This window comes from Pseudomonas sp. NPDC088429 (genome assembly GCF_044753305.1).
GTDB lineage: Bacteria > Pseudomonadota > Gammaproteobacteria > Pseudomonadales > Pseudomonadaceae > Aquipseudomonas > Aquipseudomonas rustica.
Window position 1 is genome coordinate 110571 of record NZ_JBIVMX010000010.1, and the last position, 10087, is coordinate 120657.

At 57.3% G+C, this 10087-nt stretch carries 7 protein-coding genes; 1 reads left to right on the forward strand and 6 read right to left on the reverse strand.

Annotated features, from left to right (window positions below; genetic code table 11):
* Positions 1 to 36: 36 nt before the first annotated feature.
* Positions 37 to 912, reverse strand: coding sequence for a DUF2242 domain-containing protein (locus ACIP66_RS08605; protein ID WP_212551246.1), 876 nt, complete (start codon positions 910 to 912; stop codon positions 37 to 39).
* An 84-nt stretch (positions 913 to 996) separates the two neighbouring features.
* On the reverse strand, positions 997 to 1905 hold the full coding sequence (locus ACIP66_RS08610) for a LysR family transcriptional regulator (protein ID WP_400647141.1): 909 nt from the start codon (positions 1903 to 1905) through the stop codon (positions 997 to 999).
* A 118-nt stretch (positions 1906 to 2023) separates the two neighbouring features.
* Here ACIP66_RS08610 and ACIP66_RS08615 point away from each other — a divergent pair, with 118 nt between their 5' ends.
* Complete coding sequence (locus ACIP66_RS08615; RefSeq protein WP_400647143.1) at positions 2024 to 3229, forward strand: MFS transporter; 1206 nt, start codon at positions 2024 to 2026, stop codon at positions 3227 to 3229.
* A 523-nt stretch (positions 3230 to 3752) separates the two neighbouring features.
* On the opposite strand, the gene ACIP66_RS08620 is transcribed toward ACIP66_RS08615, so the two are convergent.
* The 4 genes from ACIP66_RS08620 to clpX all read right to left on the reverse strand — a co-directional run.
* A complete protein-coding gene (locus ACIP66_RS08620; protein WP_400647146.1) occupies positions 3753 to 5609 on the reverse strand; it encodes a SurA N-terminal domain-containing protein in 1857 nt (618 codons plus the stop codon).
* A gap of 230 nt (positions 5610 to 5839) precedes the next feature.
* Complete coding sequence (locus ACIP66_RS08625) at positions 5840 to 6112, reverse strand: HU family DNA-binding protein (protein WP_008077714.1); 273 nt, start codon at positions 6110 to 6112, stop codon at positions 5840 to 5842.
* A gap of 148 nt (positions 6113 to 6260) precedes the next feature.
* Positions 6261 to 8657, reverse strand: coding sequence for an endopeptidase La (gene lon, locus ACIP66_RS08630; RefSeq protein WP_053121792.1), 2397 nt, complete (start codon positions 8655 to 8657; stop codon positions 6261 to 6263).
* A 163-nt stretch (positions 8658 to 8820) separates the two neighbouring features.
* Positions 8821 to 10087: ATP-dependent Clp protease ATP-binding subunit ClpX (gene clpX / locus ACIP66_RS08635; RefSeq protein ID WP_400647149.1), on the reverse strand; the 1267-nt coding region annotated here is incomplete at its 5' end.

Below are 10087 nucleotides of genomic sequence, written 5' to 3' on the forward strand. Positions count from 1 at the left end.
CGGGCAAGCCTTGCTCCTACAGAAGTTCGGGCTGGATTACTGGCCGCTGGCTGGCATCGCCGGGATTGGTTCGGACGGCGGCGGGATGTCTGTTGGATTGGCCGGTGGCGTGATCACTTCCGGTGTCGGCGCGGGTTCTGCGACTGGAGCCGGGGTGATTGGCGCGGACTCCGCAGGTGGGGCAACAGGTTCAGAGCTGACCGGGGCAACTTCGGCTGGTGCCGGCGCCGGTTCTGCAGCAGGTGCAGGCGTCGCAGCCGGGGCAGGCGTCGGGGCTGGAGCGGTTTCTGCCGCCGGCACCGGTGCCAATGGCGCAGCCACGGGTTTCGGCTCAGGTACGCCCAGATCAGCCTTCGGCTTCTCTTCGATGTGCGCCGCTTTCTTCGCATCCGCCGGCAGGAACTGCTCGACCAACGTGAAGAAGCGCTCATAGAACTTCTGCGAAATCACTGTCTCGCTGGCGACTTTCACCATCGAGTCGTCCGACGAGCCGATCGGCATCGACACCGAGCCCAGCACGCCAACACCGAGGCTGGCCGAGTTGTTGGTCTTCTTCAGTGCATAGCGATCCTGCAGGGCGTTGGCGAACATTGTCGCGTGATGCTTGCCGCTGCTGTCTTCGGCGCAGACCACGTTGAAGCTGATCTCCAAGTGCGTATCGCCGGTCTGCTGGAAGCTCTTGTGGCCACTGACCAGTTTCGGGTCGCTGCTGGTGATGATGTAACCCTGACTGAGCAACGCACGCCGTGCGGCTTCGCAACTGGCGGTGTCGGCGACCGGGTAATTACGCGAAAACATGCCGGAATCGTCGAAATTCTCATGCTCATACATCGGCTTGTCTTTCGAACAGCCGGCGACAGCAGCCACCAACAACGCCAAACCGACAACACGCAAGGGAGTGGAAATCAACATTAAACATCCTGGGGGAAAACAGTCCGGGGCGTATTGTGCAACAGATCGCTGACCCGCGCCGTATGGATTAGTGTCTTGAAACAGTTACAACTCTATCCGACCTTCATTTACCGGAAAAAGTCGCAACGCCAAATGATCGATGAAAACCCGCAACTTCGCGGTGGCGTGGCGACTCGACGGCCACAACACCCAGAACTGCCCGACATGTTGCAGATGCGTATCCAGCACCCGATGCAGCAACCCCTGCGATTCCGCTTCGCGGGTCATGAAATCCGGCAGGCAGGCAATGCCCATCCCCGCCTGCGCCGCGTGGTTCACCGCTTCAATGGACGTACTCACCAGCCGGGTCGGCAATTTCGGCTCATCCGCACCCTCCTCACGCCGTAGCGGCCACGGCTCGAGTTTGCCAGTGGCGTGAAAGATGTGACGCAAACAGGCGTGATCGGCCAGATCGGCAGGACGTTGCGGCGTACCCCGCTGCTGCAGATAAGCGGGACTGGCAACTAGTACCATCCGAAATTCGCCCAACGGCCGCGCCATCAACCGCGAGTCACGCGGTTTGCCGGTACGGATCACGGCATCGAAACCCTCTTCAACCACGTCGACCATGCGATCGGTCAAATCCAGATCCAGTTCAATCTGCGGGTACAGCGTCATGAACTCAGTCATCACCGGCATCACCAGACCCAACACCTGCGGCACGCTGATACGCAATTTTCCCTGCGGTTGCGCAGCGGCATCACACAGTTCGAACTCTGCAGCCTCAACATCCGCCAGAATTTTACGGCAACGCTGTAGGAACAATGCCCCCTCGCTGGTCAGCGTGATGCTACGCGTGGTGCGATGAAACAAGCGCACCCCCAGCCGCGCCTCCAGACGCGCAATGCTTTTACCAACCGCCGACGAAGACACCCCGGTCAGCCGACCCGCCTCAGTAAAACTGCGCGTCTCGGCGACCTGAATGAATACCGAAATACTGCCAAGGCGATCCATACACCCTCCCGATTCAAGACATCCGTGTCCGATATGTTCGGAACCTTAACCTGTTTTTCGCCAAGTCGCAGCGCCCTACCCTGTGCACTCGTTGACCTTTGCCCACGGATGAATGCTCATGAACGACGCACAACTCACCTGCCGCACACTTGAAGCCTCGCTCCAACAACGCGAACGCTTACCCCTCGGCGCCCTGCTGGCCCTGGCCACCGCCGGGTTCATCACCGTCATGACCGAAGCCCTGCCCGCCGGCCTGCTGCCGCAAATGAGCAGCGGTTTGAAAGTCTCCCAGGCACTGATCGGACAACTGGTGACGATGTACGCCATCGGCTCAATACTCGCCGCCATTCCACTTACCCTCGCCACCCGAAGCTGGCGCCGACGCCCCCTGCTGCTCTCCGCCATCGGCGGCTTCGCCATCGCCAACAGCATCACCGCCCTTTCGGAGTTGTACTGGCTAACCCTGATCGCACGCCTGATTGCCGGCATATTCGCCGGCCTGCTCTGGGCACTACTCGCCGGCTACGCCAGCCGCATGGTCGCCCCCCATCTGCAAGGCCGCGCCATCACCGTCGCTATGCTCGGCGCTCCCATCGCGCTGTCCCTAGGCATCCCGGCCGGCACCCTGCTCGGCACCTTGATCGGCTGGCGCCTGAGCTTCGCCATCATGACCGCCCTGACCGTGCTGCTAGTGATCTGGGTACGCTGGCAAGTCCCCGACTTCGCCGGAGAACCAGAAGGAAAACGTCTGCCATTGCGTAAGGTATTTACCCTCCCGGGCGTACGACCGGTGCTGTTCGTGACCTTGACCTACGTCGTCGCACACAATCTGCTCTACACCTACATCGCCCCGTTCCTGAAACCGTCCGGACTCGATACCTCCGTTGACCGCGTGCTGCTGGTGTTCGGCCTGGCGTCGGTGCTGAGCTTGTGGATCGTCGGTAGCCTGATTGATCGCTGGCTACGCGAATTGGTACTGATCAGCGCAGCACTGTTCATGCTGTCGGCGATTGCGTTGGGTTTGTGGCGCGAGTCTGCTGGCGTGATCTACATCGCTACGGCTGTTTGGGGCCTCGCATTTGGTGCGATGCCTTCGCTGCTGCAAACAGCCTCGGCGAAAACGGCGAAGGATGCTGCGGATACTGCGCAATCGATGTTGGTGACATTGTGGAATGTCGGAATTGCGGGCGGTGGATTGGCTGGGGGGTTGTTGCTGGATAATTTGGGGGTTGGAGCGTTTCCATGGATTGTGATCGCGTTGTTGCTGATGAGTCTGTGTGCGACGGTGACAGCGAGAACCCATGGGTTTCCGCGAACCAGATAAGGGTGAACACAGGCATTCAGACTTTGGTTGGCTGACAGGTTGCCTTCGCTAGCAGGCTAGCTCCCACAGGGATTGAGTACAGGGCAGCCTTCGCGAGCAAGCTCTGCTCCTACACAAGCAAGATCAAAAGATCGCAGCCTTCGGCAGCTCCTACATGAAATCGCGGTGAGCCCGCACCCAATTAGGCCGAGTGTCAGCTCGCCTGCTTTTGATCTTGATCTTAGAGCCCGTCGGGAGGCTGAGTGGAGGGATTCATACGGGGAAAGCATCGAGAGGAGGTGCAGCGAAGCAAACCGTAGGCGATGCCCCCGGATGAACCCGGAGCGAAGGAACCCGAGCCTTAGCGAGGGCCGGACGTCAGGGCACAGCGTTTTGGTTACTTTTGGGCGTCTGCAAAAGTGACCCGCCGTAAGGGCGGAACCCTAATCAGCCATCACCCAAAAAACGGATATACACCCAAAACCCCAAGCCCAAAAAAAAGCCCCAACTCACGTCAGGGCTTTCTCCAAAACTCAGTCAACGATCAAAACCGCTTGATCTCAGCCTGAGCTTCCAACTGCTTACGATACGCCGCAAAGTCCTGCTGACCTTCACGCGACGCCAGGAAGCGACGGTACTGCGCCTTCTCTTCATCCGTCGGTGCAGCCGCTTCATTCACGCCATTCAGACGCACAATCATCAAACTACCGTCCGGCAGCGTCACACTGCTAAACGTAGGCTTGTCCTTGGCAGCCGGCTTCGGCATACGGAACAACGCCTGCAGAACCGCCGGATCAACACCTTCCTGCGCACGAGTGGCCGCTTCGGTGATTTTCCAGTTCTGCGCATCAACTGCCTTGCCTTCACGCAGATCAGCAATCAGCTTCTCGGCCTGAGTCTTGGCAGCCGCGCTGGCGTGCTCTTTGGTCAGTTGAGCGCGGATCGCCACGTTCACGCTTTCCAGAGGCAATTGCGCAGGCTTCAAGTGTTCCTTGGCACGCAATACAACCACGGTATCCGGATCCAGCTCGATGGCGGTGCTGTTGGCGCCTTCATCAATCACTTCAGTGCTGAATGCAGCAGTCACCACAGCACGGTTGGCCGCCAGACCTTCGCCACCTTCACGGCCAAACGGCTTGGAGGTGTGCACGGTCAGTTTCAGATCCGCCGCTGGCTGGGCCAGGTCGGATGCTTCGAACGCGGAGTCTTCCAGTTGCTTGGTCGCCTCGACGAAACGCTGCTCAACCTGCGCGGCTTTCAGATCGCGGGTCAGCTTGTCTTTCAGGCTGGCCAGGGTTGGCACTTCTGGCGCTTCAACACCCAGCAGCTTGATCAGGTGGTAACCGAAATCGGTGCGAACCGGGTCGGACACTTGATCCTTGTTCAGCGAGTACAGTGCTTTTTCGAAGGCTGGGTCGTAGACGCCAGGGCCTGCGAAACCGAGGTCACCGCCATTGTTGGCCGAACCCGGATCCTGCGAGAACTCCTTGGCCAGCGCTTCGAATTTCTCGCCCTTGGCCAAACGCGCCTGGACGTCTTCGATCTTCGCTTTAGCCTGAGCTTCAGTAGTCTTGTCGTTCACTTCGATCAGGATGTGCGCGGCACGACGCTGTTCCGACAGGTTGGCGATATCTTTCTGATACGCCGCCTGCAGGTCTTCGTCTTTCACGGTGACCTGGTCGAAGAACGAAGCCTTCTTCAGCTCAACGTAATCGACGATCACCTGATCCGGAGTCATGAACTCTTTGGCGTGTTCGTCGTAGTAAGCCTTGACCTCATCGTCAGTCAGCTTGACCGAGGCTGGGTCGGCTTTGACGCTCAGGGTGGCGAAATCGCGGGTCTGTTTTTCCAGACGGGCAAAGGCCAACACTTCAGCGTCGGTGACGAAACCGCTGCCGCCGATACCGGCACGCAGTTGGCCGATCAGCATTTCCTGAGCCAGCATCTGGCGGAATTGCATACGGCTATAGCCCAGTTGACGGATCACCTGGTCGAAACGATCGGAGCTGAACTTGCCGTCCACCTGGAATTCAGGGGTTTGCAGGATCACCTGATCCAGAGCGCCTTCGGAGAAAGCGAACTTCGATTGTTCTGCGCCTTGCAGCAGCAGCTTGCGATCAATCAAACCCTTGAGGGCCGATTCGCGAAGCATTTTTTCATCGAGCAGCGAAGCGTCGAAATCTTTGCCCAGCTGTTGCATCAGCTGACGGCGTTGCATATCAACCGCCTGGCTTAGCTCGTTCTGGCTGATCTCTTCACCATTGACCTGGGCCGCCTCGTTCTTGTGAGTCGTGGCCTGAAAAATGGCATCGAAACCGGTCAAAGCCATCAGCAAAATGATGGCCCCGATAATGGTCTTGGCAATCCAGCCTTGTGAATTGTCCCTGATATTCTGCAGCATGCGTCCCCCAGAAACGGTTGAACTTCAAATTAGGCAACCGTGGAGCGTGGGTAGAATCCGGATAGAAGAAAGGCGCATCCGAGGATGCGCCTTCTCGTAACTGGCGGAGCGGACAGGGCTCGAACCCTCGATCCCGGCGTTACAGGCGCCTGTTTCAGCGACCTGCTCTACCGCTCCGCTGCCAAGTCAGGGATGACCCCGACCCGGATGGGTAAAAACTTGTAACGAACTTAGTTAACCGCTTCTTTCAGTGCTTTACCGGCTTTGAAGCCTGGTTTTTTAGCAGCAGCGATTTGCAGCGTCTTGCCGGTCTGTGGGTTACGACCAACGCGGGCTGGACGATCAGTCACGGAGAACGTACCGAAACCAACCAGAACAACAGAGTCGCCAGCCTTGAGAGCGCCAGTGACGGATTCGATTACAGCGTCCAGCGCACGGCCAGCAGCAGCTTTCGGGATATCAGCGGATGCAGCGATAGCATCAATCAGTTCCGACTTGTTCACTCTAAGTCCCCTTATATCTATTTTGAGATGATTCTAAGTTTTTTGGTGAAAGCAAAAACGAGTGCTGAATGGCCTACAGACACTTAAGAGCCGCTTTATAACAAGGGCTCTAAAAAGCTGTCAAGGAAGCCACCCAGGCAAAAGCATACTAATGCGTGCTAATTCTTTCCTTAGCATCAGACTCACGTTTTTCATCCTTGGCAACTATCTCCGGAGCCACATCCGGCAAGGGCTCCGGCGCGTATTGCAGCGCAATTTGCAGGACCTCGTCAATCCATTTAACCGGTTTAATCTGCAGATCCTGCTTGATGTTGTCCGGAATCTCCTTGAGATCACGTACGTTTTCTTCAGGAATAATCACAACCTTGATTCCGCCGCGGTGTGCCGCGAGCAGTTTTTCCTTCAGACCACCAATTGCCAGCACTTGACCGCGCAAGGTGATTTCACCGGTCATGGCGACATCAGCGCGCACCGGAATGCCGGTCAATGCCGACACCAGGGCCGTGCACATGCCTACACCGGCGCTAGGACCGTCTTTCGGGGTCGCGCCTTCCGGCATGTGAATGTGCGTGTCGCGCTTCTCGTGGAAGTCCACAGGAATGCCCAGGCTCTTGGCACGGCTGCGCACGACGGTCAGGGCTGCGGTGATCGATTCGACCATCACATCACCCAGCGAACCGGTCTTGATCAGTTGACCTTTACCCGGCACGACAGCGGCTTCGATGGTCAGCAATTCGCCACCAACCTGAGTCCAGGCAAGGCCGGTCACTTGACCGATCTGATCCTGTTGCTCGGCCAGACCATAGCGGAATTTACGCACACCGAGGAAATGCTCCAGCAAATCAGCTGTCACTTTTACCGAGAAGCGTTTTTCCAGCGCGTGCTCTTTCACAGCCTTGCGGCAGACCTTGGCGATCTGACGTTCGAGGCCACGCACACCGGCTTCACGGGTGTAGTAACGGATGATGTCGCGGATCGCCTCTTCATCAAATTCAATCTCGCCCTTCTTCAGACCGTTAGCGGTGATCTGTTTTGGCGAGAGATATTTGACGGCAATGTTGATCTTTTCGTCTTCGGTGTAGCCCGGCAGACGGATGACTTCCATGCGGTCGAGCAGCGCCGGCGGGATGTTCATCGAGTTCGAGGTGCACAGGAACATCACATCCGAGAGGTCGTAATCGACTTCCAGATAGTGATCGTTGAAGTTGTGGTTTTGCTCTGGATCGAGCACTTCCAGCAACGCCGACGCCGGATCGCCACGCATGTCGCTGCCCATTTTGTCGATTTCATCGAGCAGGAACAGCGGGTTGCGAACGCCCACTTTTGTCATCTTTTGAATCAATCTTCCCGGCATCGAACCGATGTAAGTCCGGCGGTGACCACGAATTTCCGCTTCATCCCGCACACCACCGAGGGCCATGCGCACGAATTTACGGTTGGTGGCGTGAGCGATCGACTCGGCCAGCGAGGTTTTACCCACGCCCGGAGGACCGACCAGGCACAACACCGGGCCACGAATTTTTTTCACACGTTTTTGCACGGCGAGGTATTCAAGGATGCGTTCCTTGACCTCTTCGAGGCCGTAGTGGTCGGCGTCGAGAATGTCTTCAGCGCGCGCCAGATCAAGGCGTACCTTGCTCTGTGCCTTCCACGGCACCTGCACCAGCCAGTCGATGTACGAGCGCACCACGGTGGCCTCAGCGGACATCGGCGACATTTGCTTAAGCTTGTTCAGCTCGGCCGTGGCTTTGGCCAACGCGTCTTTCGGCAGACCGGCAGCGTCGATACGCTTTTTCAGGTCTTCGATTTCGTTGTGGCCTTCGTCGCTGTCGCCGAGTTCTTTCTGAATGGCCTTCATCTGCTCATTCAGGTAGTACTCGCGCTGACTGCGCTCCATTTGCTTTTTGACGCGGCCACGAATGCGTTTTTCGACTTGCAGCAGATCGATCTCGGCATCTAGCAGCGCCAGAACGTGCTCGACCCGGGCCGACAAATCAATGATTTCGAGGATTTCCTGCTTCTGCTCGATTTTCAGCGCCATGTGCGCGGCCATGGTGTCGACCAGACGACCCGGCTCATCGATGCTGTTGAGCGACGACAGGACTTCAGCCGGGACTTTTTTGCCCAACTGCACATATTGTTCGAACTGCGACAGCAGTGTGCGCACGAACACTTCGGATTCGCGCTCGGCGGCGTCGACTTCTTCGATCAGCGAGACTTCAGCGCGGCAGTGGCCGTCAACTTCGCTGAAACGCTCAACAGTACCGCGCTGTTCACCTTCGACCAGCACTTTGACAGTGCCGTCAGGCAGCTTGAGCAGTTGCAGAACGGTAGCGATGGTACCTACGCGATAGAGAGCGTCTTCACCGGGATCGTCGTCAGCCGGGTTTCTCTGGGCCAGCAGCAGGATCTGCTTGTCGCCCGTCATCGCGGCCTCGAGGGCTTCGATGGATTTCTCGCGCCCCACGAACAGTGGGATAACCATGTGCGGATAAACCACGACATCACGCAATGGCAGGAGAGGCAATTCGATGGTTGTCTTCATGATTTCGCCTCTACGGCGGCCATATGGCCGTAATCAGATGGAATTGAGCTTGAAACCAAGATGGGGGCTGCCTTGAAAAAAAACAAGCGCAAAGCGGATGTAAAAAATGCCATAAAAAAAAAGAGGCCCGAAGGCCCCTTCTTTGTTGCGGCAGGGTGGACGCTTACGCGTCCGGTGCTGCCTTGGCTGCCGGCTCACTGTTTTCGTAGATATACAGTGGCTTGGACTTGCCTTCGATCACGCTTTCATCGATCACGACTTTGCTCACCTCAGACTGCGAGGGGATTTCATACATCGTGTCGAGCAATACACCTTCGAGAATCGAGCGCAGGCCACGAGCACCGGTCTTGCGTTCCAGGGCACGTTTGGCGACGGATTTCAGCGCGTCAGCACGGAATTCCAGATCGACGCCTTCCATCTCGAACAGCTTGGCATACTGTTTGGTCAGAGCATTTTTCGGCTCGGTGAGGATCTGCATCAGCGCAGCCTCGTCGAGCTCGTCCAGCGTCGCAAGTACCGGCAGACGACCGACGAATTCCGGGATCAGACCGAACTTGACCAGATCGTCAGGCTCGACTTCACGCAGGGATTCACCGACTTTCTTGCCTTCTTCCTTGCTGCGCACTTCTGCGTTGAAACCGATGCCGCCTTTGGTGGAACGGTTTTGAATAACCTTTTCCAGACCCGAGAACGCACCACCGCAGATGAACAGGATGTTACGGGTGTCGACCTGCAGGAATTCCTGCTGCGGATGCTTGCGGCCACCTTGCGGCGGTACGGAAGCGACCGTGCCTTCGATCAACTTGAGCAAGGCCTGCTGCACGCCTTCACCGGAAACGTCCCGGGTGATCGACGGGTTGTCGGACTTGCGCGAAATCTTGTCGATTTCATCGATGTAGACAATACCCATCTGGGCTTTCTCTACGTCGTAATCGCACTTCTGCAGCAGCTTCTGAATGATGTTCTCGACGTCTTCACCTACATAACCCGCCTCGGTGAGGGTGGTTGCGTCGGCGATGGTGAACGGAACGTTCAGCAAGCGGGCCAGTGTTTCGGCCAGCAGGGTTTTACCGGAGCCTGTCGGGCCGATCAGCAGGATGTTGCTCTTGCCGAGTTCGACGTCGTCAGCCTTTTTGTCACGCTGGTTAAGGCGCTTGTAGTGGTTGTACACCGCTACGGCCAGAACCTTTTTCGCACGCTCCTGACCAATGACGTATTGATCAAGGATGCCGCTGATTTCTTTAGGCGAAGGCAATTTATGCGCGCTGCTCTCGGCCTGTGCTTCCTGCACCTCCTCGCGGATGATGTCATTGCACAGGTCGACGCACTCGTCGCAGATAAAGACCGAGGGGCCGGCAATCAATTTGCGCACTTCATGCTGGCTTTTGCCACAGAAGGAGCAATAGAGCAGCTTGCCGTTGTCCTCGCCG

What these genes read in the sequence shown, in the direction of transcription:
- ACIP66_RS08615 (WP_400647143.1), top strand. Translation starts at nt 2,024, where the DNA reads ATGAACGACGCACAACTCACCTGCCGCACACTTGAAGCCTCGCTCCAA.
- ACIP66_RS08620 (WP_400647146.1), bottom strand. Translation starts at nt 5,609, where the DNA reads ATGCTGCAGAATATCAGGGACAATTCACAAGGCTGGATTGCCAAGACC.
- ACIP66_RS08610 (WP_400647141.1), bottom strand. Translation starts at nt 1,905, where the DNA reads ATGGATCGCCTTGGCAGTATTTCGGTATTCATTCAGGTCGCCGAGACG.
- lon (WP_053121792.1), bottom strand. Translation starts at nt 8,657, where the DNA reads ATGAAGACAACCATCGAATTGCCTCTCCTGCCATTGCGTGATGTCGTG.
- ACIP66_RS08605 (WP_212551246.1), bottom strand. Translation starts at nt 912, where the DNA reads ATGTTGATTTCCACTCCCTTGCGTGTTGTCGGTTTGGCGTTGTTGGTG.